This window comes from Pseudomonas sp. LS1212, from assembly GCF_024741815.1.
GTDB lineage: Bacteria > Pseudomonadota > Gammaproteobacteria > Pseudomonadales > Pseudomonadaceae > Aquipseudomonas.
Window position 1 is genome coordinate 2,632,626 of the sequence record NZ_CP102951.1, and the last position, 26,404, is coordinate 2,659,029.

Here is a 26,404-nt window from a genome sequence, read left to right on the forward strand (position 1 = left end):
CGATTACTGTTTCTGACCCTTCATCTTCTCTTCGATCCTGGCGTCCACGGCTGCCCGCACCTGGTCGATGCTGAAGCTGGCCGGCTTCTGGCTGGGTGGGTATTCGACGAAGGTTTCCAGGAATTTGGCGGCCTTCATGGTGGCTACCCCCGCCAGGTAGACGTTCTTGGTCTGCCAGTCGTAGTACTGGTCAGAGACGATGTCGGCACGCTCGTAAGGGTCCATGCGCAGGTTGAAGATCTTCGGTACCCGCAGGCAGGTGAACGGGTTGCTCCAGACCACAAAGCCACCAGGCGCACGCTGTTCGCAGAACACTGCCTTCCAGTTGCCGGCACGCATCGACACCAGCACGCCATCGTCGTTGAAATAGTAGAACTCGTTGCGGGCACTCTTGGGTTGCTGGCCGGTCAGGTACGGCAATTGGTTGTAGCCGTCCAGGTGAACCTTGAAGTTGTTGCCGCCGGAGGTCGGTGCCCAGCCCTTGAGCAGTTTGTCTTTCACCTCGGTGTCACCGGCAGCGGCGAGCAGGGTCGGGAACCAGTCCAGGCCCGAGAACATCTCGTTGGAAATCTCACCCGCCTTGATTTTGCCCGGCCAGCGGACAATCGCCGGCACCCGGTAGGCGCCTTCCCAGTTGGAGTTCTTCTCGTTGCGGAACGGCGTGGTCGCCGCGTCCGGCCAGGAGAACTGGTTCGGCCCGTTGTCGGTGGTGTAGACCACAATGGTGTTGTCGGCGATTTTCAGGTCGTCGAGGGTTTGCAACAGTTTGCCCACATCGCCGTCATGCTCGACCATACCGTCGGCATACTCGTTGCCCGGCATGCCGCTCTGGCCTTTCATCGATTCGCGCACGTGAGTGAACAAGTGCATGCGCGTGGTGTTCATCCAGACGAAGAAGGGCTTGTCCGCGTCGGTTTGCTTCTTGATGAAGGCCTGGGCGGCAGCGGTAGTTTCGTCGTCGATGGTTTCCATGCGCTTGGTGTTCAGCGCCCCGGTATCTTCGATCTTGCCATCGGCGAAGCTGTGGATCACCCCGCGTGGCGAGTTGGCCTTGACGAAATCCGGGTCATCCTTGGGCCAGTACGGGCGTTCGGGTTCCTCTTCGGCATTGAGGTGGTAGAGGTTACCGAAGAACTCGTCGAAACCGTGGGCAGTCGGCAGGTATTCGTCGCGGTCACCGAGGTGGTTCTTGCCGAACTGGCCGGTGGCGTAACCCTGGGACTTGAGCGCCTGGGCGATGGTGATGTCACGCTTTTGCAAGCCCACGGGCGCACCGGGAATGCCGACCTTGGACAGACCGGTGCGCAGCGGTGTCTGGCCGGTGATGAAGCTGGAACGACCTGCGGTGCAACTGTTCTCCGCGTAGTAGTCGGTGAAGATCATCCCTTCCTTGGCAATCCGGTCGATATTCGGGGTCTTGTAGCCGACCACGCCCATGGAATAGGCACTGATATTGGTCTGGCCAATGTCATCGCCGAAAATCACCAGGATGTTCGGTTTATTGGCAGCGGCGGCCGTAGCCGAAAGCCCCATTGCCGCAGCCGCCACCAGGGCGAATTGCGGTAGCCACTTGCGTGCGCGAACCATATGACAGCTCTCCATGTTGTGACTTCTGGCCGCTACAGGCGACCATCGGTTGGTTCCGAATACCTCCGTTGTCACAGCCGCCCGATTCCCATGAGCCGGGCAACCATCACGTTCGACTACCTTCGGTTTGTTATCAATCAATCAGGGGCGGGCATCGAATGGATAGATGCGACTCCACTCACTGGCCATGTCGACCACCGTCCAGCCCTTGGCATTGGCTTCGTCCAGCGCCTTGTCGAGCTTGCCGATCTTGGATTGCCGGTCGTAGGCCCACTCGCGCTTGCTGTCGGTGTGATGGACCAGGCCCATGAAGCGCTTGCCCTTGCCGGCAGCCGTCCACTGCAGCATCTGCAGGTCGCCGTCGGAGTTGCCGAAGGCCAGCACGGGGCGTCTGCCGATGATCGAATCGATACTCTGCGGTTTGCCCGGGCCATCGTCGTTGTGCGCAAGCCTTGGCGTACGCAGGATGGAGGGGTTGCCGTCGCCAGGCTGGAACTGGGTCACGAATGTGGTGCCGATGACCTGCTCCGGCGGTATGCCGTAGACCTCTTCGGCAAAGGTGCGCATAAAGGCGACTTCGCCCCCTGAAACGATGTAAGTCTTGAAGCCGTTGGCGCGTAGGTAGTCGAGCAGTTCCAGCATTGGCTGGAAGACCATCTCGGTATAGGGCCTGCTGGATTTGGGATGCCGGGCCTTGGCCAGCCAGGCCTTGGCGTTGGCGCTGAAGGCTTCTGTGGTGATGCCGGTATGGGTCGCGCCGACGATTTTCATCAAGCCGTCCATGCCGGCGGCGGCCAGGGCCTGGTGATCGTTTTCAAGCACGGCCTTGAAAGGTTGCTGCTCTTTCCATTCGGGGTGCTCGGGAGCCAGGCGCCTGACCTCGTCGAAGGCGAACAGCACCTGGAAGTAACCCGGTTGCTCGCTCCACAAGGTACCGTCGTTATCGAACACGGCGATGCGCTCGGCGGGTGCGACGAAATCCGTGCTGCCATCACGGGTGACGGCTTCGACAAACGCCATGATCGATGCTTTCGACGAGCCGTCCTTCCAGGATTCCAGCGGTTCGGCCGCCTGCGCGAGCATGGGCAACAGCAGGGTCAGGGCCAGGCCGTAGAGCCAGTTGCCGGCGGAAGATTTTTGTATCATGGTCGGTCCTTGAGCGTTGTCGTCGAGCCTGGATTAAGGGGGCGCAGCCCATGTGCGTGCGCAACGGGCGCTTGCCTCTTTTCGATACTTTGAAGCAGTGCTGGCAAGTCTTGCTTGCACTGGTGCAACGCCTGATCCTGCGCAGGTGTGGATCCAAAAAGCGCGTTGAACAAGCCTAGCAGGCGTTTGGCCGAGGGTGAGGGCAGAGGCAGCTCCAATAATCCGAGCGCCTGCCATTTGCGCCGCGCCCACAGGTAAAGGGCCGTGAGCTGTGGTGGACTTGCGTCGAGTTGGCCGGGAATTTGCTGCCAGGCGTATTCGGCCGACGCCAGCCAACGCTCGCGACGCAGGGTGCGCCGGTGCTGCCAGGCATTGGCGGCACGTTGGTAGACAGGGCGTCCCCAATAGGCCAGCAGGCAAAGCGCAATCATCACCCCAGCCAGCAGCAGCCAATGTCGGGCCAGGTGCACGCGAGTTCGCTGCCCCAGCGCTTGCAAGTCCGCAGTGATCGAAAACGGTGGCCGATAGGTGGTGTTGGCCGTCGCCTCGAAGTCGACCGCAGGCAGGCGGGCGGTGCGCACCTGATTGGCCGAACTGTCCCACCAGCGTACCTGCAGCGGCGGCAGGCTGAAGTGCCCGGCGCGCTCGATTCGGTAGCTGGCGCCATCGATTCGCTGGCCGCCACTGACACCACCGCGGCCGTCACCCAGGGGCGAAATGCTCGGCGTTTGCCGATAGCGCCTGAGACCGGCGACATCACCCAATGCAGTCTCGGGCAAGAGCATGCTCTGGGCGCCATCGGCCTGGAGGGTCACCTGGCGGGTGACGGTATCGCCGACCGTGGAGGAGGGGCTGGAGTAGCTGATCTGCTGTGTCAGGCGCACGGCCTGGGCCACCAGCACCGCCTCACCGGGGGCGAAGCCTTCGGGCTGCCTGGCGCTGAAGGTTTGCGGCGCGCTTTGCACGGTTGTCGGTGCACTGGCCTGGCCGGGGCTGACCTGGATCGTCAGGGCCGGAATGCTGAAGCTCTGCGCCTGTTGCGGGGTGATCAGGTAGCTGTAGCGCAAGCCGAAAAAGGTTTTGCCCAATCGCGTTACGGTGAGATTGCGTGCTTCGCTGGTGGGCGGCATCACCACCGCGCCAGGCAGGCTCAGGTTCGGCAGCCGTGGCGCCTGGGTGAACCAGGTATCGACCAGCACATCGACCTGCAACTGCACGGTGCCACCGACCACGACGCTGGCTGTCGGTTGCAGGCTGGTCTCCACCAGCACCTGCGGTTCGTCAGCCAGCACCGGCAAGGCCAGGAGGGCGCAGAGCAACGCGAACAGACCTCTCATGGCCGGGCTCCGGCGGGGGGCGCCTGATGCTCGGCATCCTGCAGGCTGAATTTCTGCTTGAGGAAGGTGGCCGGCGAAGTGGTGAGGTTCTGCAGCCACAGCTCATCGGAGCTGGCCTGCTGCGTTTCTATCTGGCGGCTATCGCCCTTGTCCTTGGGCTTGTCGAACTTGACCTGGTCGGGTTCTGTCTGCGGGGCCTTTTCGGCGGCGTCGTCGTAGTCTTTCTGCAAGGCTCTGGCCAGCGCCAGGTTGGCCGTCGCCTCGGGGAATTGTGGTTGCAGTTTCAGGGCATGCTCATAGGCGGCAATGGCCTGGTCGAAGTGGAACTGGCGGGTATGGATGTTGCCCTGGTAGAAATACGCCTGGGGGCTGTCCAGCCGGGCGAAGCTACCCAGGGCCCGGTCGTAGTCGGCAGCGCGATAGGCGGCCAGGCCTTGCCAGTAGGGATCCTCGAACAGCGTCGAGGCCTTGCCGTAGTGATGGTGGTCGAATGCCCACCGGCCTTGCTGATCGGCGGTCATGAAGGCATCGGCCAAGGCCCCGGCCCGGGCCGGGGCGGGGTTGAGCAGGCAGCCAACGGCCAGCAGGACGGCGCCGGCCCAGTTCAGATTCCAGCCACGGCGAATGCACAGCAAGGCCAGCACCGCCAGCGGCCAGGTCAGCCAGTAGCCGGCATCCTTCCAATGAATCTGCCGGGCATCGGCGCTGGCGGCCTGAAAGTGACGTTGTGCATGCAATTCAATCCAGTCCAGGTCGTCATCATCAAGGGTCAGGCTGCCCAGCGGCGCATCGAGGGCCTTGGCCAGTTGCTGCAGGCCGGCCTGATCGAAGCGGCCGACTTGCGCGCGGCCATCACTGTCGGTGCGCGGTTGGCCATCGGCATTGCGCAGCACGCCACCGTCGCTGCTGCCCACTGCCAGGATCAGCACTTGCAGCGGTGTCCCTTCGAGGCTCTTTTCCAGCGCCGCAAACTGGCTGGCATCGGCACCATCGGTCATCAGTACCACTGTGCCCGGCACCTGTTCGGCGGCCAGCAGTCGCCTGGCCTGCTCGATCACTCCGAGGGCATCCTTGCCGGGCCGCTCTATCAGTGGCGTGGCCAGGGCCTGCAGGAAACTGTCGAGCAAGGCCAAATCGTCGCTGGGCGGCAGCACCAGGTGGGCGCTGCCGGCATAGGCCAGCAGACCGATGCGCAAGCCGTGCTGGCGTGCGATCAGGTCATGCATTTTATGTTTGGCGGCTTCAAGGCGGCTGGGCGCTACATCGCTGGCGTCCATTGACGGCGAAAGGTCCAGGGCCAGCAGCAGTACCGCCTGGTTCTCCAGGAACGGCGGACGGTCCTGTTCCCAGGTCGGGCCGGCTGCCGCCAGAGCGCCAAGTATCAGCAAGGCACTGAGCAGATGAACCGGTTGCAGGCGCTGGCGGGTCGTTGGCGTGATCAGCAGATGCTTGAGCAGATGCGCGGCGATGCTGCCCTGCAAGCGTCGTTGCCTGATCTGGTGGCGGCGCCACAGCGGCAACAGCACGCCCAGGGGGATCAGCAGCAGGAACAGGGGGCGCAGAAAGTGCAGGGCAGAGAGGTCGATATCCATTTCAACCCTCCGCCATCGTGTCTGCCCGTGCCCCGGGCCTGAGGCGTGCCGCCAGCATGGCGATCAAGTGCCCCAGCAGCAACACGCCCATGGCCAGGCCCAGCGGCCACCAGAACAGGTCCAGTTTGGGCTGATGGCTGAGGGTCTTGACCTGATGCGGGGTGAGCCGGTCGAGGCTGGCGTAGACCTGGTCGAGCTGAGTACGGTCTTCGGCCCGGAAGAACTGGCCACCGGTGACCTCGGCGATCTGTTGCAGGGCCTGCAGGTTGACTCGCTCTTCGCCGCTGGCCGTGGGGTCGCCAATGCCGATGGCATGGATGACGATCCCCTTGGCCGCCGCCATCGATGCCGCATGTTCGGGGGTAATCGCGCTGGCGGTGTCGTTGCCGTCGGTGAGCAGGATCAGCACTTTGTTTTGTTCGTCGGCCTTGGCGAACAGCTTCAGGGCCAGGCCGATGGCATCGCCAATGGCGGTGTTGGGCCCGGCCATGCCGATGCCGGTTTCATCCAGCAGAATCCTCACGCTGGCGTGGTCGAGGGTAAGCGGTGCCTGCGGATAGGCGCCGCTACCGAACACGATCAGGCCCAGGCGGTCGTCCTTGCGCCGTTCGATGAAGCCGCGCACCACATCCTTGACCGCGTCCAGACGGTTGATCCGTTGCCCGGCAGCATTGGTGAAATCAGTGGTTTCCATGGATTGGGAAATATCGATGGCAAGCATCAGGTCACGCACCGGCTGTTGCTTCTCGATGGGCGGTTCGACCCGCACCGGACGCGCCACTGCCACGCACAGCAGCACCCAGACCAACAGGTTGAGCAGCAGCTGCCAGCGACTGGAACGGATACCCGGCGTGCGGGGTTCCTGGCCCACCGCGCGACTCATGGCCGCGAAGAAGGGGACTCGCACGGCAGAACGTGCCTGCTGGTAGGCGGGCAGGTAGCGGTAGCCGAACCAGGGCAGCGGCAGCAAGAGCAGTAACCAGGGGTAGTCAAGCTGCCACATGGTGCGTCTCCACCCAGCGCATGCTCAGGGCCAGCAAGCGCTGACCCTGCTCTGGGGCCAGCTCTAGCAGTTGATGCTCCGGTGCATAGGCCAGATGGGCCAGTTGCCGGGAAAAATCCGGCGGCAGCGGTTCACGGCTGGTGCGTTCGAGAAACGCCTGCCATTGGGCCCCGCCGAGGTTGCCCACCGCAGGCCGGTCCGGCATCGACAGGGCAACGCGCTTGAGCAATTCAGGCAATTGGCGCAACGCGACAATCTGCTGCGAATGGTCACCGAGCAGGCCCAGCAGGCCCTCGAGTTGTTCAAGCCCTTCACGGCGGTAGCGGTCACGCTGCCATTGCCGGTAATAGCGTACCCCCCACCACAGGGCCCCCAGCAGGACCACTGCCAACAACAGCCACCAGCCCCAGGTCTGCGGCGTGTAGCTGATCGCTGGCGGCAGGGCCAGTTCCTGCAACTGATCGATGGTCGGGGCCTTGTCGCTCATCGCGCAACCCCCGAGAGCCGGCCCAGTTCATTGCGCACTTGTTCGAGCGCCGGCTGGCCGGTGCTGATCATCATCAAGGGTACCTGGCTGCTGCGCAGCAGGCTGGCGACATCCTTGAGCCTGCCGCTGAGATAGTCACCCAGCGGCTTGCGCACCTGGTGCCGGTCGATCTCCAGTTCGACCTGCAATTGCCCCTGGGTGATCAGCTGCCGACCTCGCTCGGGCAGGGCCAGGGCCAGCGGGTCGTAAACCTGCAAGGCGATCACGTCGTTGTGGGCCGACAACTGGCGAAGCAGTTGCGTCGTTCTGGCCGTGGTGCCGGCAAAATCGCTGATCAGGCAGATGAGGTGATCATGGGGCGCCAGGGCCAGGCACTTGCGCAAGACCCCATCGAGCTGCTCCTCGTGCTCGGCATCGGGGTTGTCTGCGGCCAGCGCGTGGTTCTGCCGTGTCAGCTCGACGCAGAAGGCCTCGATGCGCGTACGGCTGCGCAAGGGCGAGAGGCTTGCGATCTTGCTGTCGTTGAACACCAGGCCACCCACCCGGTCACCGGCCTGATACACCATCCAGGCCGCCAGCGCGCCGAGTTCGGCTGCAATCGCCGATTTGAAGCTGCGCGTGGAGCCGAAGAACATCGACATGCGCTGGTCGACCACGATCAGCGCCGGGCGATCGCGCTCTTCGGTATAGGTGCGCACAAAGGGCTTGCCCATGCGCAGCGATGCGCGCCAGTCGAGGTGGCGCAAGTCGTCGCCGGGCTGGTAGCGCCGCAGCTCTTCGAAATTCAGGCCGCGGCCGCGCAGGCGCGAGGCATGGGCGCCAGCGAGGATGCTCGCGCGCGGCTGGCGGGCGAGGAAACTCAGGCCGCGGACCTTGAACTCCAACGCCATCAACTGCGCCATCGAGACGTAGACGAAGCCATCGGTTTCACGCTGTTGCGACTGCATGCAGAGGGTGCTCCTCAGGCCGGGATGGCTACCTTGTCGAGCAGGCGATCGAGTACCTGGTCGGCACCGACCCCGTCGGCCATTGCGTCATAGCTGAGCTTGAGGCGATGGCGCAGCACCGGATGCACCACGGCGCGAACGTCATCCGGCGAGACGAAGTCAGCCCCGGCCAGCCACGCGTGAGCCCGGGCTGCGCGGTCCAGGCCGATGCCGCCGCGCGGGCTGGCACCGATGGCAATCCAGCGGGCCAGGTCCGGGTCGTAATCGACCGGGTGGCGAGTCGCGTTGATCAGGTCGATCAGGTACTGATCGATGGCCGCCGACACATGGACCGCACTGACTTCCTTGCGCGCGGCGAAAATCACGTTCTGCGCCAGGGTGTAAGGCGGCGTGGGCGGTTCGCTGCCGGCGACGGCCTGTTCTTCATTGCGCAACAGGCGCAGCACCTGGCTCTCGTCGGCCGGCAGCGGATAGTCGAGCAGTACCTTCATCAGGAAGCGGTCCATCTGCGCCTCGGGCAGCGGGTAGGTGCCTTCCTGCTCGATCGGGTTCTGGGTGGCCAGCACGATAAACAGCTTGGGCATCTTGTGGCTGGTGCCGGCCACGGTGATTTGCCGTTCTTCCATGGCCTCGAGCAGGGCGGCCTGAACCTTGGCCGGCGCCCGGTTGATCTCATCGGCCAGAATCAGGTTGCCGAACAACGGCCCTGGCTGGAAGCGGATCACGTTCTGCCCGTCGGCCTGGTGCAGCACCTCGGCGCCGGTGATGTCCGAGGGCAGCAAGTCCGGGGTGAACTGGATGCGGCTCATCTGTGCGTCCAGGTGCTTGGCCAGGGCTTTGACCGTGCGGGTCTTGGCCAGCCCCGGGAGGCTTTCGAGCAACAGATGGCCGTTAGCCAAAAGGCCCAGCATGACCTGGCGGATCACCGCCTCCTGACCGAGTACGGATTCGGCAATGCTGGCCTGCAAGGCGTTGATGTCGTCGCGGGTACTCATATCAGCAATCCTCGTTGCAGCGAATGCTTGCGTGGTGACACCCTTTCGGTGCAAGCCATAGGCGGTCCTGTCCTAAAGTGCAGCTGGCGTCAGCATTGGCAACTGCCATTGACCTTCGACGACTTCCGGGCCTGGCATATACATGCGCAGCACGCCATAAAAGGGACCGTTGGGTGCGGGCAGCCAATTGCTTTCCTTGCTCTTGCCGGGGGATTTGTGGCTCAGGTACAGGGTGATCCCGCCATCGGCGTCGGTCTTGAGGTTGCCGAGCATGCGCGAGTTGATCAGGTAGCGATTGAGCGACCAGCAGCTTGGTCTTGCCGTCATACATTGTCAGCGACCAGAACGCCCTGGCAGGCGGCAACCGGCCTTTGTCGAAGTGCAACACGTAGCGCTGCTTGGCGCCGTTGAGCGGCTTGCCCGTCTTGTCGACGAAATAGCCCATGTAGCTGGCTTCTTCGGCAGAGTTGCCAAAGATGCCCATGTTGGCGCCGGCATAGCGATACAGGTAATTGTTCTTCAGGTGCTCGCGGCTGCCGAACAGATCGCCGCTGGTCACGGCATGGGTATCGACCTTGTCTTTCTTGAACGCGGCGAACTCGGCCTTGCCATCGGCGATGCCGGCTTGCAGCGCCTTGAGCTGGGCCGACGTCAGGGTCTGTTCATCGAATGTCAGGCCCGGGCCGACCCCGATCGTTGCCAGGCGCTGACGCAGCTCGGTCTCGCTGGGGGCGGGCGCGGCGAAGGCCAGCATGAAGTTGAGGTAGCCAAACAGCGCCGGGCTGTCGGTCATGCCCGGTTGCGGCCTGGGCCAGGTCACGGGCGGGGCTGCGGCGGCTGCCTTCTTGCCAAGAAAGCCGCCGAGCGTCTTGACTTCATAGCCTTGCTGGATTTGCCGAACCTTGACCAGGTCCTGTTCATCGAACAGCTGCGTGCGGTAAAGCCCATAGACGATGTTGCTTTCGCTGCTGATCACCTTGTCGATACCGGCCGGCGCCTGCCCCTTCCAGCCGGGGCCGGCAATCAGGAAGTGGCCACCCTTGTTACCAGTGGTGCGGGTGCCAAGGTAGGCGAAATTCTGGGTATAGAGGTCGATCAGTTGCGTGGAGTAATAGCGGCCCGCTTTGATGGCTGGCAGGGTCAGCACCAGCGGTTCGGCACGCAGGTCCATCCAGACGAACGAGTAGGGTGTGTCTGAATTGGGCGTGATAAAGGCCGTGTCCTTCGGGCTGAAGACTTTGGCACTGTGACCGATCTGGTTGAAGGGCGCCTTGTAGTCCGGGCTTTCCTTGTCGACGGCCTGGCTGTACAGCGTCTTGTACATTTCAACGACCGGAAAACCGTACAGGTAACTCTCCTTTGCGATGGCCTGGGCCTGGGCCGGCGTTGCCGTGAATTCAGCCCACGCGTTGCCGGCGAGCAGCAGCGAAAGTGCGCCCGTCAGCCAATAGGCATGTCCGATTGCCGCCATGCTTTTCCTCCCCCGAAGGCTGTTGTCTATTTAACCTGCGTGATGTCGTCGAGCTTCCAGCTCTTGTCGAAATAGGCTTCGGTCGGTGCGTACAAGCGGAAATAGCTGAACCACTGCTTGCCAGGGATGGTCTGGACCCAGTTGCTTTCAAAGCCTTGGGGCGCTGTTGGAGCAAAGTAGAGGTCGATCGAACCGTCGGCGTTTTTCTTCAGGTCCTGGCGTGAAGAGAGGTCGGCCTTGCGCTGGGGATTGTCGATCAGGCAGCGGGTGTCGATGTCATAGACGGTCATCGACCAGAACTGCCTGGCCGGTGGCTCGCTGGCCAGATGCAGCCGATAGGTCTTGCCGCCATCGAGCCAATTGCCCGCCTGGTCGGTATAGGCGCCCAGGTAGGTCTGGCCAAGCCCCGGGGTCTTCGAGACCATGCCCTTGGTGTTGGTCACGGCTTCATAGAACCAGGCCGTCCGTTCCCAGAGCTGATCGTAATTGGCGGTGCGCTGGGACGGTTCGTCGATGTTGAGCACGGTGTCCCATTTCCGATCGGGCCAGTACTGGCTCTTGGGGAAGCGTTTGGCGAAGGCATTGGCCTTGGCAATCAGTTCACCCATCTGGGCGCCTTGCTCCAGGGCCTTGCGCTGGTGTTCGCTGGGCGTGAATGGCTGGCCTTTCTCGATGCCAAGGCTGGCGAGCATGGCCATGTAGAACCGATCGCGCTCATTGACCGGCTCATGTTCAATGATTTCGTGCAGGCGCTGCCAATATTCCATGCCTCGTGGCTGGGTGCCCGACCAGGCACGACCGTTGGGGGAAAGCAGGCGAGTCTTGTCCGGATGCTCGCGCTGTTCATAGGGGTACATGCGCAACTGTTCGACCAGCGCCTGGCCCTTGGCCGGGTCCGGGTCGAGCACACGAAAGCCCACCAGCACATTCATGCTTTTGGACTTGGCCAGATAATATTTGCCCGCATCGGCCGGGGGTTTTGCGCCGGGCGGCAGAATCAGGTACTTGCCACCCTGGCCTTTGTCCGGCCCGGTCTGGCCCATGTCGATGATCGCACGCTGCCAGACGTCGCCCACGCCACCGGCCGTAGGGCCCTCAGGTAGCTCGACAACCATGGGGCCGGTCTCGCTGAGGTCGACGAAGCCGATGATATAAGGCGTCGTGGCATTGGCGGTGATCACGCCGAGCTTGTCCTCGTAGGTCTTGAGGACCATCAGGTCGCCATTGCGGGCATCGAGCTTGTCGTGGAACTCCTTTTGCCATTGCGCCGAAGACACCAGCGGCAGGGCCCACAGATAAGCCTGGGTCGCCTGCTGGTAGTCCAGCTCCTGGTAAAGCGTGGCGATGGTTTCGCGAGTTGGCAGTTGGCCGTCCATTGCCAGTTTGCCGATGCGGGTATCGAGGTCTTGAGCATGAATGCTGCCGATACTCAGGGCCAGCAGACCGATGCAGATGCCGTTGACTGCTTTTTTCATGCTTGGTCCTTAAATCCTGAAAGCGTCCGACATGTCCTAGGGAAAGCTAGCAGCAACAGGTGAAATCGCCAGTTTGTTGCGTAAATCTTTCAATGACTTAAGGCGCGATTGGGATGTAGGTACGCAGGAGTGGAGTGGGTTGGGGAGGACTGAAGCGAAGCATCCGCACGGCGGAATGGTCTCCGTCTGTTAAGATGGTTTTGCAGCGATCAATGTGCTTATTAATCAAAGTTATACAGTCAATATATCCGTCGCGGCCGAGCGCAGCCTTCGGCAGCGGCTACATGGACCGTGTCAGGCGAACCTTTGTAGCCGCTGCCGAAGGCTGCGCTCGGGCGCGCAGCGGCCGTAACGCCCTCGAAAACTCACCCGATACAGGATTCAGGTTTGTCAGATTCCCCCCAAGCAGTCGCCCCCTCCAACGCGCTCCCGGACCTGCAAAACCCGCTGGTCCAGTACCTGGCGCGTTTGATGCCCTCCAGCCAGTTGACCTTGAAATATGTGCTGCAGGATGCTGCCGACCGCCTGGGGTTCGAAGATACCGACATTCGCGAGGTGCCCTGGCACCAGCTGCAAACGGGCCATGTCACGGCGCTGGTGGCGGCTTTGCGCGAAGACGGCTATGCGCCCAATACCTCGTCCTTGTATGTCAACGCCTTGCGCGGGGTGATGAACGAAGCCTGGCGTTTGAGCCTGATCGACCAGGATCATCTGTTGAAGATGCGCTCGGTCAAACCGGCGCAAGGAACCCGTCTGGGCAGCGGGCGCAACCTCAAGCGCAGCCTGATCCGCGAGCTGATGGATGCCTGCGCGGCCGATCCGCGGCCGCAGGGCCTGCGCGACGCCGCCGTGATCGCGATTCTGTATGGCTCGGGCATGCGCAAGTCCGAGTCGGTCAACCTTGAACTGGCTCAGGTCGACTTTGCCGAACGCAGCCTGCAAGTGCTGGGCAAGGGCAACAAGCAACTGATCAAGTATGCGCCCGCCTGGGCCTTCGACAAACTCAACGCCTGGCTGGATTTCCGGCGTTCGCAATTGCCCGAAGGGCAGGCCGACGATCCCTTCCTGTTCAACCGCATTCGACGCGGCAGCCACATCACCCGCGAGCGCATCACCAAGCATGCGATCTACTACATTGCTCGCCAGCGCGGGCACCAGGTTGGCGTGAAGATCATGCCGCACGATTTCCGACGCTCCTTCATCACTCGGGTCATCGAAGAGCACGACCTGTCGATTGCGCAAAAACTGGCGCATCACACCAACATCCAGACCACTGCCAACTATGACATGCGCGATGACAACGAGCGGCGACGGGCGGTGGATCGCTACGACTATTGACGCTCTGCGCAACCGCTATTCGGCGCTGACTTTCCAGTGCACCGCACCTATCGGAAAGGTGACCTGCTCCATGCGATGGGCCAGGCCGTAGGTCAACGAGTCCTTGGCCGTGATCACTTTTTCTTCCGCCGAGAGGCACTTGAAGATATCGAGCTGCTCCTTGGCATCCTCGGTCTCCACCTGGAAGATTTCGGCATAGCGTTGCAGGTCGTTGTTGAGGCTGAAGAAGTATTCCCGCAAGCGCGAATGCTCCACCGAACTTTGGCTGAAATACCAGTTCATCGGGTGGATCAGAAACCGCGAATGGGGGGTGGCGATGCGTTCGGCTGCCGCGAGAAAGACAACGATGCCCATCGATTCGATATTGCCGGCGTTGATGGCCACCAGCGGTACCGGCAACGACTTGAGAAAGCTGTACATGGTAAAGCCGAAGTTGGTGCTGCCGCCCGTGGTCGAGAGGTTGAGCCAAAGCGAGGTGGCCCCCTGGTCAAGAGCTTCGAGGCAACGGTCACGGAAACGCTCGTGAGTGCCCTGGTCGATCTGACAGTGAAAATGCACGATGTGTTGAGTCACTGCGAATTTCCCTGTCGCAAAAAAGGCCGGTACACAAGCTTGGCTCGTGACCGGCCCCTGGTCAACTATCACTATTTGCGGCCGCCCCCTTGTGGAGTCTGGCCACCTTTTTTGGTGTCGGGGGCCTTGGTGCGGTCCTCGGTCATTTTTCCGCCACCGGTTGATCCGGAAGCCTGTCCACCTTTCTTGCCGGCTTCGGAGGCTTTTTCGCGATCTTTGGAGAGGTTTGCTGGGTTCGACTTGCTTGTTTTAGCCATGATGCTTTTCCTCTTTCATATGAGTGCGCGAGGATCTTGCCCCTCACACTGCATGGGAAATGAAGTAGGATTTAAAGTTTAGTCTATCTTGTTAAACAATGACGAATGGTAGAACTATTATTCCTCCAGCCCGAGCAGCCCATCCATTATCCGCAAGCAGTGGACCAGCCCCGGCGACATATCGCCAATGCGTCGGCTGAGAATGATTGGTGAAGTGGCATTGGCATCGAGCAGGGGGGTGTAGCCGATGTCGGCACGGTGCAGCACCTGTACCGAGGCCGGCACCAGGGTGACGCCGATACCGGCTGCCACCAGGCCGATTGCCGTCTGAAGTTCGTTGGTCCACTGGGCGACCTTGATGGCCATGCCATGGGCATCGAACAACGCGATCACATGGTCGGCATAGCTGGGGCGGGGGTTGCCGGGGTAGAGCACGAAGGGTTCGCTGGCCAGGTCCTTGAGGCTGACAGGGCCTGCCAGCAAGGGATGGCCGGCGGGCAGGGCGGCGACCAGCCGGTCCTCGGTCAGCACGCGCTGTTCAATGGCCGGGTCATCGATGCGGATGCGACCGAAGCCGATATCTATTCGCCCGGCCTTGAGCGCCTGAACCTGTTGCAGCGTGGTCATTTCCGACAGGCCGAGTTCCAGCTCCAGCGTGTCGCCACTGCGCAGGCGGCGGATCAGTTCGGGTAGCACGCCATACAGTGTCGAGGGTGCAAAGCCGATGCCCAGCCAGGTTTTTTCGCCCAGGCCGATACGCCGGGTGTTGTCGCAGACCTTGCCCAGTTGTTCGAGCAAGGCGCTGGAGTGTTCATAAAAGAACCGCCCGGCCTCGGTCAGTCGCAATGGCCGGCCCCGCTCGAGCAGCATCACCCCCAATTCGTCTTCCAGTTGCTGGATCTGCCGGCTCAGGGGCGGCTGGGCAATGTGCAGGCGCTCGGCTGCGCGGGTGAAGTTGAGGGTTTCCCCAAGCACCTGGAAATAGCGCAGATGACGAAGCTCCATGGGGTCACTCCTTGGCGGGTGGGCTGATTGTTTGGATACCTTGGGGGTATATCTTGTGGGTGATTCTAAAGCGCAACCGTTGAAAACGGGAGGGCGGAATTGAGTGGGGTCGCTAAAGAACCTTGTGGGTATTGAGTCCTGGGGGCTGCTTTGCAGCCCTTCGCTGGCAAGCCAGCTCCCACAGGTAGAGAGAGTGCCACCGATCATTGTGGGAGCTGGCTTGCCAGCGATGAGGCCTTCAAGGCTCACACAAATGTTTCTGCAGGTTTAAACCCTGGCAGGATCAAGGTCCTAGGAATTACCCTACGATTTCTGTTGTCCTTCAGTAACTTGCCCCGGGGAAGGTCTTCGCACTAGTCTCGCCCGGCCACTGAATGTTCGGTGATCGGGTTTGGCGACCCGGGTTAAATTATTCAAACCTCCATTGCAGTAGCTGGCGGTAATACGTCGGCGTCGTCTGTCATGGCAGCTGTGCGCGGGAGGGCTTCGGCCCTGCCGGGTTTTGCCTAATTTACCGGTTCGCCAACCCGCGTATAGCTGCCACCTATTTGTTTGGCGACGAATTCGTGGAAGCTCCAACTAAATTTGGATATTTACCATGAAAAAGATCGTCCCCGATCCACCCGCCTTCTACTTTCGTGAAACCGCCGAAACCTCCATCGGCGCCTGCGATGGCCATGCCCCACTGTTCACCGTCCGCCCCGGCATCAGCGCCGAAGATGCCCTGGTGCATGCCGCGCTCTATCTCAGATGCGCCAGCGACAACGGTCAGCAAGCCATGGAGTACACCGCCGAACCGGGCCGGGGCTTTGCCTGGGCCACCCAGCATTCGGTACAGATCGCCAAGGCGCTGATCGATGCGGTGCTCGATGGCATAGAAGCCCGTCATCTGGATACGGCTACCCACATCCAACCACAATAACCAAAGCCGAACCCGCAATACCCTCGTTCCACTCTGCGCGGGAATGCCTGCGCAGACGCTCCGCGTCGTGACGCTGGAGTGTCAGGCTTCCCACCAGAACGCAGGAATGAGGGAAGCCTGTGACTAGAGTCCTGCCAACGCGGCCTTCAGCGTGCTGCAAAACCAGCGTTGCGCCGTGCTGTCGCCGCCATGCTCCTGCCAGTACAGGCTCACCTCGATCTCCGGTACGTTGAATGGCAACTCCACTACACGCGTGCAGCTATTGCTGGCGAACAGCTGCGCAGTACGTGAGGGCAGAGTCACCAGCAGATCGGAGTTGGAAACGACGCCGGGCAGCACGCTGAAGTGCGGAACCCGCAGGCTTATCTTGCGTTCGAGTCCGGCCTCATGCAGGCGATCTTCCACGAAATGGTGGCCGGTGGCGGCGGACACTACTACGTGCTTTTCACCCATGTATTGCTCGAGCGTGAGGTGTTCGCCAATGCGTGGATGATCCTCTCTGACCAGGCAGACATAGTGCTCATTGAAAATCAGATCGCTCTGGGCCTGCACCGGGATATAGCTGCGGTTGCAGATGGCGGCGTCGATCTTGCCGGTATTGAGCCATTCATCGAGCCGAGCGACCTCGACCTGGATTACCTCCAGCTCCACTTGGGGCGCCACTTTCTGCATGAGCTTCAGGATATACGGCAGCAAGTAGATTTCGCCAAGGTCTGATAGCGCCAGGCGAAAGCAGCGGGTCGATTGCAGCGGGTCGAACTGGCTTGTGTGGGCAATGGCTCGCTCGATTTCAGAGAGCGAAAAACGGAACACCGTGTAGAGCTGGGTAGCGAGGAAAGTAGGCTGCATGCCGTCGCGATTGCGCTTGAACAGCGTATCGCCCAATAGCTGACGCAGGCGGGAGAGGGCGTAGCTGACCGAGGGTTGGGTGATGTGCAGACGTTCTGCCGCACCGCTCACGCTTCGGGTTTCAAAGATGGTGACAAAAACGCGGATGAGGTTCAGATCGACCATGGTTCACCTATATAGATAGTGTCTATTTCAAGAACAAAAAAGTATCTATTTGATCTATGTTAATTCAAAACTTATGGTGCTTGCATCGATTAAAAACGTTGAGCGACCACCATGACTACCGTGCATTCCCTCACCTACGAGCTCCTGCGGCGCCAGGGCATTACCACCATTTTTGGCAACCCGGGCTCCAATGAACTGCCTTTCTTGCAGGACTTCCCGTCGGACTTCAGCTACATCCTCGGGTTGCACGAGGGGGTTGTCGTCGGTATGGCCGATGGCTTTGCACAAGCCCGTGGTAAACCATCGCTGGTCAATCTGCATTCCGCTGCCGGCACCGGCAATGCGATGGGGGCACTGGCCAACGCCTGGAACTCGCATACGCCGCTGATCGTGACGGCTGGTCAACAGACCAGGGCCATGATTGGCGTGGAAGCCTTGTTGACCAACGTCGATGCCGTCAGCCTGCCGCGCCCCCTGGTCAAATGGAGCTATGAGCCGGCCAGCGCCCAGGAAGTGCCGCAAGCCATGAGCCGGGCGATTCATATGGCGTCGATGCCCGCGCCAGGGCCGGTCTATCTATCCGTGCCTTACAACGACTGGTCCGCCCTGGCTGACCCGCAGTCGGCCTATCTGTTCGAGCGCAAGGTCGAGAGCGCCGGGTTGCCTGGCGAAGCATGCCTGCAGGCGTTGCTCGATCGCCTGGTTTCGGCGCGCAACCCAGTGATCGTGCTCGGGCCGGATGTCGATGCGGTGAAGGCCAATCAACATGCCGTCACCCTGGCCGAGCGTCTCAAGGCCCCGGTGTGGGTGGCGCCATCGGCGCCGCGTTGCCCGTTCCCGACCACTCATGCGTGCTTTCGCGGCTTGCTGCCGGCTGGCATCGCGACGATTTCCCGGCTGCTCGAAGGGCATGACCTGATCCTGGTGTTCGGCGCCCCGGTATTCCGATATCACCAATACGACCCGGGTGATTACCTGCCTGCCGGCGCCCACCTGATCGCAGTGACCTGCGATGTCCAGGAAGCTGCCCGTGCGCCGATGGGCGATGCGATCGTGGCCGACATTGGCCTGACGCTGCAGGCGCTGGCCGAACGTCTGGAACCGCTCGACCGGCCGATGCCTGCGCGCTTGCCGGCGCCTGCGAGCGTGCGCCAGGGCCCGGGCCCGCTGCTTCCGGAAACCGTCTTCGACACCTTGAACGAGATGGCCCCGCGCGATGCCATCTACCTGAACGAGTCGACCTCGACCACGGCAACCCTGTGGCAACGCCTGAACATGGAACAACCCGGCAGCTATTACTTTGCGGCGGCCGGGGGCCTGGGTTTCGCGATGCCGGCTGCAGTCGGGGTGCAATTGGCCGAACCCGCCCGGCAGGTGATCGCGGTGATCGGCGATGGCTCGGCCAACTACAGCATCAGCGCGCTATGGACAGCTGCCAATTACGGCGTGCCGGCCATCTTCGTGATTATGAAAAACGGAACCTACGGTGCCTTGCGCTGGTTCGCCGGCGTGCTGGGAGTAGAGGATGTGCCGGGGCTGGACGTGCCCGGTATCGATTTCTGCGCGTTGGCCACCGGCTATGGCATGCGCGCGTTGCGGGCTGAATCGCAAGGCGAATTGGTCGATGCGCTGCGCGAGGCACTGGCGCTCGATGAGCCGGTGCTGATTGAAGTTCTGACACTGGCGCCGGGCGCTTGAAGGGGGCCGTATGAGTCGTTCGATGCCATTGAATGTGGAAGATTACCGCCGTCTGGCGCGCAAGCGGCTGCCTCGGATGATCTACGACTATCTGGATGGAGGCGCGGAGCAGGAAACGGGGCTTGGGCACAACCGCGAGGTGTTCGAGGGGCTGCGGTTCCGCCCTCGACGGTTGGTGAATGTAAGCCAGCGGGACTTGTCGACCACGCTCTTTGGCCAGGCATTGCCGATGCCGCTGCTGATTGCACCGACCGGTCTCAATGGCGCCTTCTGGGCCAACGGCGACTTGGCCCTGGCGCGCTCGGCCGCACGTGCCGGCATCCCGTTCGTACTGTCGACGGCGTCGAACATCTCTATCGAAGAGCTGGCGCGCCAGTGCGATGGCGAACTCTGGTTCCAGCTTTACGTAGTGCATCGCAACCTGGCCGAGCAGATGGTCAAGCGCGCTCTGGCGGCGGGTTACCGGACGCTGGTCTTGACCACCGATGTTGGCGTCAACGGTTACCGCGAGAGGGATCTGCGCAACGACTTCAAGATGCCCATGCGCTATACCCCGGATGTGCTGCTGCAAGGTTGCCTGCACCCGCGTTGGTCGTTCGATCTGCTGCGCCACGGCATGCCACAGCTGGCCAACTTCGCCAGTGTCGACGCCTCAAGTCTCGAGGTGCAGGCGGCGTTGATGAGCCGACAAATGGATGCCACCTTCGACTGGGATGCGCTGGCCTGGCTGCGTGAACTCTGGCCGCATCGGCTGCTGGTCAAGGGCCTTCTCGATCCTGAGGATGCGGTGCGTTGTGTTGCCATGGGCATCGACGGGGTGATTCTGTCGAACCACGGTGCTCGCCAACTCGATGCCTGCATCTCGCCCATGCAGGTATTGGCCGACACGGTGGCGCGGGTTTTATCCCCGGTACTCATCGACAGCGGCTTTCGCAGCGGCGCCGATATCGTCAAGGCCCTGACCCTTGGCGCTGATGCGGTGTTGCTGGGCCGAGCGACACTGTATGGCCTGGCGGCGGCCGGCGAAGCGGGCGTGGATGACGTGTTGCGCCTGCTCAAGGCCGAGATCGATCGCACCCTGGCGCACATCGGTTGCCCGTCGATCAGTCAGCTTTCACCCGACTTCCTCATACCCCCATCTCACCTGAGTGCACCGGCCAGCGCCTGTCACAGCCGTTGAGTCGCAATCACGTTTCAAGCAACGAGGACGCCTTCATGGCTGCAATAACAATAACCGGCTTGCGGGCACGGGCTGTCAACGCGCCACTGCAATACCCCATTCACACGGCCGTCGGCACAGTCTCGACAGCGCCATTGGTACTGATCGACCTTGCGACCAGTGCCGGCGTTACCGGCCACGCCTATGTGTTTGCCTATACCGGGCTTGCGCTCAAGCCGCTCAAGCAGTTGGTTGAAACCCTGGCTGAGTTACTCATCGATCAGCCCTTGGCACCTCAGGCGCTGGAGCAGGCCTTGCAACAACGATTTTGCCTGTTGGGTTTCACCGGGCTGGTGCGCATGGCCGCCGCCGGGCTGGACATGGCCGCCTGGGATGCCCTTGCCAAGGCCCACGGGCTGCCGCTGGTGGAATTGCTTGGCGGCAAAGCGCGGGCCTTGAAAAGCTATGACAGCCACAGCCTGGATGGTGAGCAGCTGGCCACCGAACGTGCCGTGCATGCGGCGGAGCAGGGCTTCACCGCGGTCAAGACCAAGATCGGTTACGCCACCCTTGAAAAAGACCTGCGTGTGGTGCGCAGCCTGCGCACGGTGCTGGGCGACGAATTCGGGTTGATGGTCGATTACAACCAGAGCCTGGACGTGAACGAAGCGATCCGCCGGGGCCTGGCCCTGCAGGATGAAGGCATTGCCTGGATCGAAGAGCCCACGTTACAGCATGACTATGTCGGGCATGGGCGCATTCGTCAGGCGCTGCGGGTGCCCGTGCAAATGGGCGAGAACTGGTTCGGCGCGGAAGATATGTTCAAGTCACTGCAGGCCGGTGCCTCGGACCTGGCGATGCCCGACATGATGAAAATCGGCGGCGTCACCGGCTGGTTGCGCGCCAGCGCCCTGGCCGAGCAGTTTGGCCTGCCGCTATCCAGTCACTTGTTCCAGGAGTTCAGCGCGCACCTGTTGGCAGTGACGCCGACGGCTCATTGGCTGGAACGCCTGGACATTGCCGGGGCGATTCTCGAACCCACCCTGACCTTCGCCAACGGCAACGCAGTCATCAGCGACCTGCCAGGCGCCGGAATCATCTGGCGCGAGTCCGAAGTGGCGCGCTACGCCGCCTGAATCCAACCGCCACACCCAAACCAATAACAATAAAGGTATTCGCCATGCGTCACGTCAATGTGCTCGATGTCGTCGATTCCGCAAAGCTCAACCGGTTTCATTATCTGCTGGTCTTCTGGTGTTCCTTCATCATGCTGTTCGATGGCTACGACCTGGTCATCTATGGTTCGGTGTTGCCGCACCTGATGACGGAATGGAACCTGAGCCCATCCCAGGCCGGCGTGTTGGGGGCCAGCTCCATGGCTGGGATGATGGCCGGTGCGTTCACCCTGGGTACCTTGGCTGACCACCTCCGCCGCCGCAAGATCATCCTGTTCTGCGTGGCACTGTTCAGCCTCGCCGCGCTGGCCAGTGGCTTTACCACCACCCCGACCGAGTTCACGGTCTGCCGTTTCCTGACCGGCGTCGGCCTAGGCGGCGTGGTGCCGAACCTGGTTACCATCCTCAAGGAAATGTCGCCCGGGACCTGCCGCAATCGCCTGATCAACTTCATGCTGAGCTTCTTTGCAATCGGCGGGTTGCTATCAGGGTTGGTCGGCATCTACGTCATCCCGCAACTGGGCTGGCAGGCGCCGTTCTATATCGCGGGGCTATCCTGCCTGGCGCTGCCGCTGTTGTACAAGACCCTGCCTGAATCCGTGGCCTTCCTGGTGCAAAAAAACCGTCAGGCCGATGTGAGCAAATTGCTGCGTACTATCAATGCGCAACATCGCCCCGGCGAGCCGGTGGTCTACGGGTTGGAAGCCTCCCCGACCCAGGCCAGGCCTTCGTTCAAGGCGTTGTTCGGGGGGGAACGGGCGATCAGTACGTTGATGCTGTGGCTGGGCTTTGGCATGTGCATGCTGATGGTCTATGGGCTCAACACCTGGCTGCCGAAGCTGATGAACAGCGGCGGCTACCCCTTGAGTTCGAGCATCGGCTTTCTGGTGATCATGAATGTGGGTGCCCTGACGGGGACGCTTATAAGTGGCTACCTGGCCGACCGCTGGGGCTGCAAGTTGACCCTGGTGGTGTTCTTCGCCCTGGCGGCGGTGTCGATCTCCCTGCTCGGAATCAAGCCAGGTGCCGCTTCGCTGTACGCGCTGTTGTTGCTGGCCGGTGGTTCGACGGTGGGTTGCCTGTCAGTCATCCACACCTTTGCGGCAGATCTGTACCCGGCGCACATTCGCTCCACGGGCGTCAGCCTGGCCGCTGCCATTGGCCGCTGCGGCGCGGTGGCGGGGCCTTTGCTTGGCGGGTTTCTGTTCAGTCTGAACCTGCCATTCGAGCAGAACTTCCTGGTGTTCGCCGTTCCCGGGCTGATTGCGGTGATCGCCGTCTTGCTGGTGGCCCAGCCACGTGCGTTACCGCTGGTACAGCAACCAAGCGAGGGTGTTTGAGATGTCGGTCGATAACAGTCGAGAAGGAAATGTCACTATGCGTGCGCTTATGGAATCGGAACGCTGGAACCATCGCTTCTATCCAGGTGAATGGAAAACTGCCCAAGGTGATCGGCTCGCCGTCACCGAACCTGCAACGGGCGAGGTGCTGGCCTCCATCGGCATTGCCCGCAGTGACGATGTCGCCGCTGCGGGCATGCGCGCCAGCCAGGCGCAAACGGCCTGGGCTGCTACCTCATTCGAGCAACGTGCGGCCACCCTGCGCGAGGCTGCGCGACTGCTGGCCCAGAACGCAGGGTACTTCATCGAGTGGAATATTCGCGAGTGCGGTTCAGTACGGTTCAAGGCCGAGTGGGAGGTCAATACCTGCGTCGAGCAATTGCACATGGCTGCGGCCATGCCGATGCAGGCCAATGGTGAGCTGTTCCCTTCATCGGTGCCTGGCAGGACCAACGTCTGGCGTCGGGTGCCTTTAGGTGTGGTCGGGGTCATATCACCCTGGAATTTCCCGCTGCTGCTGTCCTTGCGCTCTATTGCGCCGGCCCTGGCGCTGGGTAATGCGGTGCTGCTCAAACCTTCAGAGTTCAGCAGTTTCACCGGTGGCCTGTTGCTCGCCCGGTTGTTCGAAATGGCCGGTGTACCGGCCGGAGTCTTTCAGGTTTTGCCGGGATATGCCGATACCGGCGTCGCCCTGGTCCGGGACCCGCGCGTGAAAATGATCGCCTTTACCGGTTCAACCGCAGTGGGGCGCAGCATTGCCGAGGAGTGCGGGCGCATGCTCAAGAAGTGTTCCCTTGAACTGGGCGGCAACAACGCGCTGATCGTCTGCGGCGATGCCGATATCGAGGCGGCCAGCTCCAGCGGTGCCTGGGGCGCGTTCATGCATCAAGGCCAAATTTGCATGCAGACCGGCCGGCATATTGTTCACCGCAGCGTGGCGCAGGCTTATTCGCGCAAACTCAAGGAACGGGCCGAGCGCCTGGTCTGCGGCAACCCCTGGACCGATCAGGTCAGCCTTGGCCCATTGATCAACGCCCAGCAGCGCGACCGTGTGCACGGCCTGGTCACTGCGGCGCTCGATCAGGGGGCCAGTGTCCTTACCGGTGGCCGCTACGAAAATCTGTTCTACCGTCCGACGGTGCTCACTGACGTGACGCCGGACATGTCGGTATTCAAGGACGAAATCTTCGGCCCGGTAGCACCGGTGGTGATCTTCGATGAAATCGACGAGGCCATCGCGTTGGTCAACAGCTCGGATTATGGTCTGGCGGTCGGGATCCATACCCGCGACAGCATGGCCGGCTATGAGTGGGCAGGGCGTCTGCATTGCGGGATGGTCCACATCAATGACCAGACCGTGAACAACGAATTCCAGGTGCCGTTCGGTGGCATGGGAGCGTCGGGCTATGGCGGGCGTTACGGAGGCCCGGCGAACTTCGACGAGTTCACCGAGCGGCAATGGGTCAGTTTGAGCAATAGCCCGGCGCAGCACCCGTTCTAGCCGCTTCATCTCAGTACCCGAATCTTCATCGAAAGCGATGCCGCGCGCGGCATCGCTCGGGCGAGGCATGCCTGCGTAAAACAATAACAAAGGAACATCGCAGTGTTTAAATTTCAGACCCTGACTCGTCTTGCCTGTGGCCTGGCGATATTCATCCCTGTGACCAGCCGCGCCGATGTGGTGGCTGACAGTCATCTGAGCCTGGGCTTGCGCAATTTTTATCTGGACCGCGATTTTCACCAGAACGATGCACCAAGGTCGCGAGTCGGCAGCTGGTCGCAAGGTTTCGATCTGCAGGTCAAGTCCGGTTACACCGATGGGGCGGTGCAGTTTGGCCTGGATGCGGGCGTGCAATATGCCTACCGCCTCGACGGCGGTGGCGGGCGCTCGCCCGACACGGTCCTGCCATACGATGCCAGCAAAGGCGAGCCCGTGCACGATTACGGACGTGGTGGGTTGACAGCCAAGGCCCGCTTCTCAAAAACCGAGGTCAAGGTCGGCGAGCATCGTCCAACCTTGCCGGTGGCGTACATGGATGACTCTCGTCAATTGGTGACCACTTATGAAGGGGCGACAATCGAATCCAGGGAATGGGACAAACTGACCCTCAACGCTGGGCGCTTCTGGCAGATCGCGACGCGTGAATCCTCCAATCGCGAAGACATCTACCTGTTCGGACGCAGCCCGTCCGGAACCAGCGATGGCCTCAACTTTGCCGGGGCTCGCTATGACTTTACCCCCAGCTTGAATGGCACCTATTACTACGCCCAACTGGAAGACATCTACAACCAGAACTATCTGGCACTGGCCCATACGGCTGCCCTAGGCGATGGGTATACATTGAAGTCGGACGTGCGTTACTACAGCAGCAAGGAAACGGGCCGAGAGGTTGCCGGCCCTGTCGACAATCAGGCCATTGGTTTCCTGGAATCGCTGCGCAAGGGCGGCCATACTTTCACCGTGGGCTATCAGCGCATGATAGGTGATACGGGTTTTCCGACGTTCAATGGCTATGCGCCGCAGCCGACGCTGGTGAACTGGTCGACTGTCGCTTTTATCCGCCCCAATGAGCGCTCCTGGCAATTGCGCTACGACTACGACTTCGCCGCGATGGCGGTGCCGGGCTTGAAGTTCATGACCCGTTACCTGCGCGGCACGGACATCAGGCGAGCGGACGGGTTGAGTGATGACGTGGAAAGCGAGCGCAATTTCGTACTTTCCTATGTCATCCAGAACGGGCCGTTCAAGGGCCTGGGGTTCGAGGGGCGGAACATTACGGTCAAGACCCGATACGGCGCTGATTATGACGAGAACCGTTTGATCACTTCCTATACCTGGTCGTTTTGGTAGTCATGCACTTGAGCCGAGGCTACAAACACTCTCGTTCCCACGCTCAGCCTCACATGTGTCCGGTAAAAAGTGAAGGGGGAGTATGCTCCCCCTTCACTTTTTACCGGACACTAATGACGCTCTGCGTGGGAGCGAGAGTGTCAGGTGTTCGAACCCTTGGCCGCTTCTTCAATCAGCTCGAAAATCTCCCGTGGATGCGAAGCCAGCGACGCATGACTGGACTGTAAGGTAATCGTCCGTCTAGCCCCGATCCGCTCGGCCATCCAGGCCTGTGTTTCAGGAGGAATCATGCGGTCATCGGCCGACACCTGGTACCAGCTTGGTTTGCTCTTCCACGCAGGTGCACCGCACTTGTCCTCGAAGCAACGTGCGGCAATGGGCTTCTGCGCCACGGCCATCACCAAGGCATCGGTCGCATCGAGATCGGCGCCGAAGTTCTGGTGAAAGGTGGCCTGGTCGAGCCAGAGGAAACCATCCTGGTCGGGACGGATTGCAGCAGCCCCTGCAGGTGGCTCGCGGCGGGCAAAAAGGCTGCCGAGGCTGTCACCCTCGTCAGGCGCAAATGCCGCGATATAGACCAGCCCGACCACATTGGGCGCATTGCCGGCTCCGGTGATCACAGCGCCCCCATAAGAGTGCCCGACCAGCAGGGTTGGCCCGGTTTGCGCGGCGACCAGCCTGCCGGTACGTTCGATGTCGTCGGCCAGTGAGGTGAGGGGATTTTGTACGGCTACCACCTTATATCCAGCGCCATGGAGCAGCGGGATCACGTGGCGCCAATGGGAGGCATCGCCCCACGCGCCGTGAACCAGGATGATGTTCGGCTTAGTTGCCATTTTTAAACGCCTTCGTAGGAGGGGATTGGCATGACAACGACAAGCCTAGTCATCCATTTATGATCCGGCCACCGCCCATTACACTGTGCTCGACTCATTCGATGACTGACCCACACCGAGACCGCATGCCGAGTTCGTTGCGAGGTTTCCCAAGGTCAATACATTGGCCTGAACAGCCCCACTATCACACCAGCAA

22 protein-coding genes and 1 pseudogene are annotated in these 26,404 nt (G+C 61.5%); 8 read left to right on the plus strand and 15 right to left on the minus strand.

All coding sequences use genetic code 11. From position 1 onward, the window contains the following. Positions 1-3: 3 nt before the first annotated feature. The 10 genes and pseudogenes from NVV94_RS12455 to NVV94_RS12500 all read right to left on the minus strand — a co-directional run bounded on the left by NVV94_RS12455 (position 4) and on the right by NVV94_RS12500 (position 12,040). The gene (locus NVV94_RS12455; RefSeq protein ID WP_258447423.1) at positions 4-1,587 is read right to left on the minus strand and encodes an arylsulfatase; all 1,584 of its coding nucleotides are present in this window, start codon (positions 1,585-1,587) and stop codon (positions 4-6) included. A gap of 141 nt (positions 1,588-1,728) precedes the next feature. After that, entirely contained in the window at positions 1,729-2,733 is a 1,005-nt protein-coding gene (locus NVV94_RS12460; protein ID WP_258447424.1) for an HAD family phosphatase, read from the minus strand. Beyond that, positions 2,730-4,070, minus strand: a complete 1,341-nt coding sequence (locus tag NVV94_RS12465) for a BatD family protein (RefSeq protein WP_258447425.1) — start codon at positions 4,068-4,070, stop codon at positions 2,730-2,732. The genes NVV94_RS12460 and NVV94_RS12465 overlap by 4 nt, the downstream gene beginning before the upstream one ends. Then, positions 4,067-5,662, minus strand: coding sequence for a VWA domain-containing protein (locus NVV94_RS12470; protein ID WP_258447426.1), 1,596 nt, complete (start codon positions 5,660-5,662; stop codon positions 4,067-4,069). The genes NVV94_RS12465 and NVV94_RS12470 overlap by 4 nt, the downstream gene beginning before the upstream one ends. Before the next feature lies 1 nt (position 5,663). Further along, positions 5,664-6,665: a VWA domain-containing protein gene (locus NVV94_RS12475; protein WP_258447427.1), complete on the minus strand. Its 1,002-nt coding sequence runs from the start codon at positions 6,663-6,665 to the stop codon at positions 5,664-5,666. Continuing rightward, positions 6,652-7,152, minus strand: a complete 501-nt coding sequence (locus NVV94_RS12480; protein ID WP_258447428.1) for a DUF4381 domain-containing protein — start codon at positions 7,150-7,152, stop codon at positions 6,652-6,654. The genes NVV94_RS12475 and NVV94_RS12480 overlap by 14 nt, the downstream gene beginning before the upstream one ends. Next, positions 7,149-8,099, minus strand: coding sequence for a DUF58 domain-containing protein (locus NVV94_RS12485; protein WP_258447429.1), 951 nt, complete (start codon positions 8,097-8,099; stop codon positions 7,149-7,151). Before NVV94_RS12485 ends, NVV94_RS12480 begins: the two co-directional genes overlap by 4 nt. A 14-nt stretch (positions 8,100-8,113) precedes the next feature. Then, positions 8,114-9,094, minus strand: a complete 981-nt coding sequence (locus tag NVV94_RS12490; protein WP_258447430.1) for a MoxR family ATPase — start codon at positions 9,092-9,094, stop codon at positions 8,114-8,116. A gap of 72 nt (positions 9,095-9,166) precedes the next feature. Further along, positions 9,167-10,418: pseudogene (locus NVV94_RS12495) on the minus strand (DUF1254 domain-containing protein). A 173-nt stretch (positions 10,419-10,591) separates the two neighbouring features. Beyond that, a complete protein-coding gene (locus NVV94_RS12500) occupies positions 10,592-12,040 on the minus strand; it encodes a DUF1254 domain-containing protein (protein ID WP_258447431.1) in 1,449 nt (482 codons plus the stop codon). A gap of 471 nt (positions 12,041-12,511) precedes the next feature. On the opposite strand from NVV94_RS12500, the gene xerC reads away from it, so the two are divergent. Next, complete coding sequence (gene xerC, locus NVV94_RS12505) at positions 12,512-13,378, plus strand: tyrosine recombinase XerC (RefSeq protein WP_258447685.1); 867 nt, start codon at positions 12,512-12,514, stop codon at positions 13,376-13,378. Positions 13,379-13,393: 15 nt separating this feature from the next. Here xerC and NVV94_RS12510 read toward each other — a convergent pair whose 3' ends face one another. The 3 genes from NVV94_RS12510 to NVV94_RS12520 all read right to left on the minus strand — a co-directional run bounded on the left by NVV94_RS12510 (position 13,394) and on the right by NVV94_RS12520 (position 15,213). Beyond that, positions 13,394-13,951, minus strand: a complete 558-nt coding sequence (locus tag NVV94_RS12510; RefSeq protein WP_258447432.1) for an ATP-dependent Clp protease proteolytic subunit — start codon at positions 13,949-13,951, stop codon at positions 13,394-13,396. Between the two features lie 71 nt (positions 13,952-14,022). Beyond that, positions 14,023-14,208: a KGG domain-containing protein gene (locus tag NVV94_RS12515; protein ID WP_258447433.1), complete on the minus strand. Its 186-nt coding sequence runs from the start codon at positions 14,206-14,208 to the stop codon at positions 14,023-14,025. 117 nt (positions 14,209-14,325) lie between these two features. Continuing rightward, positions 14,326-15,213 carry a LysR family transcriptional regulator gene (locus NVV94_RS12520; protein ID WP_258447434.1) on the minus strand — a complete coding sequence of 296 codons (888 nt, stop codon included), beginning with the start codon at positions 15,211-15,213 and terminating at the stop codon, positions 14,326-14,328. Between the two features lie 598 nt (positions 15,214-15,811). Here NVV94_RS12520 and NVV94_RS12525 point away from each other — a divergent pair. Continuing rightward, a complete protein-coding gene (locus NVV94_RS12525) occupies positions 15,812-16,135 on the plus strand; it encodes a DUF3077 domain-containing protein (RefSeq protein ID WP_258447435.1) in 324 nt (107 codons plus the stop codon). 123 nt (positions 16,136-16,258) lie between these two features. Here the strand turns inward: NVV94_RS12525 and NVV94_RS12530 are convergent, their stop codons facing one another. Further along, the gene (locus tag NVV94_RS12530) at positions 16,259-17,149 is read right to left on the minus strand and encodes a LysR family transcriptional regulator (protein WP_258447436.1); all 891 of its coding nucleotides are present in this window, start codon (positions 17,147-17,149) and stop codon (positions 16,259-16,261) included. Between the two features lie 111 nt (positions 17,150-17,260). Here NVV94_RS12530 and mdlC point away from each other — a divergent pair, with 111 nt between their 5' ends. The 6 genes from mdlC to NVV94_RS12560 all read left to right on the plus strand — a co-directional run bounded on the left by mdlC (position 17,261) and on the right by NVV94_RS12560 (position 25,372). Next, on the plus strand, positions 17,261-18,847 hold the full coding sequence (gene mdlC / locus NVV94_RS12535) for a benzoylformate decarboxylase (RefSeq protein WP_258447437.1): 1,587 nt from the start codon (positions 17,261-17,263) through the stop codon (positions 18,845-18,847). A gap of 10 nt (positions 18,848-18,857) precedes the next feature. Then, on the plus strand, positions 18,858-20,027 hold the full coding sequence (locus NVV94_RS12540) for an alpha-hydroxy-acid oxidizing protein (RefSeq protein WP_258447438.1): 1,170 nt from the start codon (positions 18,858-18,860) through the stop codon (positions 20,025-20,027). 35 nt (positions 20,028-20,062) lie between these two features. Beyond that, positions 20,063-21,142 (plus strand): enolase C-terminal domain-like protein, encoded by a 1,080-nt coding sequence (locus NVV94_RS12545; RefSeq protein ID WP_258447439.1) that lies wholly within the window; start codon positions 20,063-20,065, stop codon positions 21,140-21,142. Between the two features lie 44 nt (positions 21,143-21,186). Next, a complete protein-coding gene (locus NVV94_RS12550; protein ID WP_258447440.1) occupies positions 21,187-22,521 on the plus strand; it encodes an aromatic acid/H+ symport family MFS transporter in 1,335 nt (444 codons plus the stop codon). Between the two features lie 37 nt (positions 22,522-22,558). Further along, positions 22,559-24,022 carry a benzaldehyde dehydrogenase gene (locus tag NVV94_RS12555; RefSeq protein ID WP_258447441.1) on the plus strand — a complete coding sequence of 488 codons (1,464 nt, stop codon included), beginning with the start codon at positions 22,559-22,561 and terminating at the stop codon, positions 24,020-24,022. A 102-nt stretch (positions 24,023-24,124) separates the two neighbouring features. Further along, entirely contained in the window at positions 24,125-25,372 is a 1,248-nt protein-coding gene (locus NVV94_RS12560) for an OprD family porin (RefSeq protein WP_408733470.1), read from the plus strand. A 140-nt stretch (positions 25,373-25,512) separates the two neighbouring features. On the opposite strand, the gene NVV94_RS12565 is transcribed toward NVV94_RS12560, so the two are convergent. Beyond that, the gene (locus tag NVV94_RS12565) at positions 25,513-26,208 is read right to left on the minus strand and encodes an alpha/beta hydrolase (RefSeq protein WP_258447442.1); all 696 of its coding nucleotides are present in this window, start codon (positions 26,206-26,208) and stop codon (positions 25,513-25,515) included. Positions 26,209-26,404 lie beyond the last annotated feature (196 nt).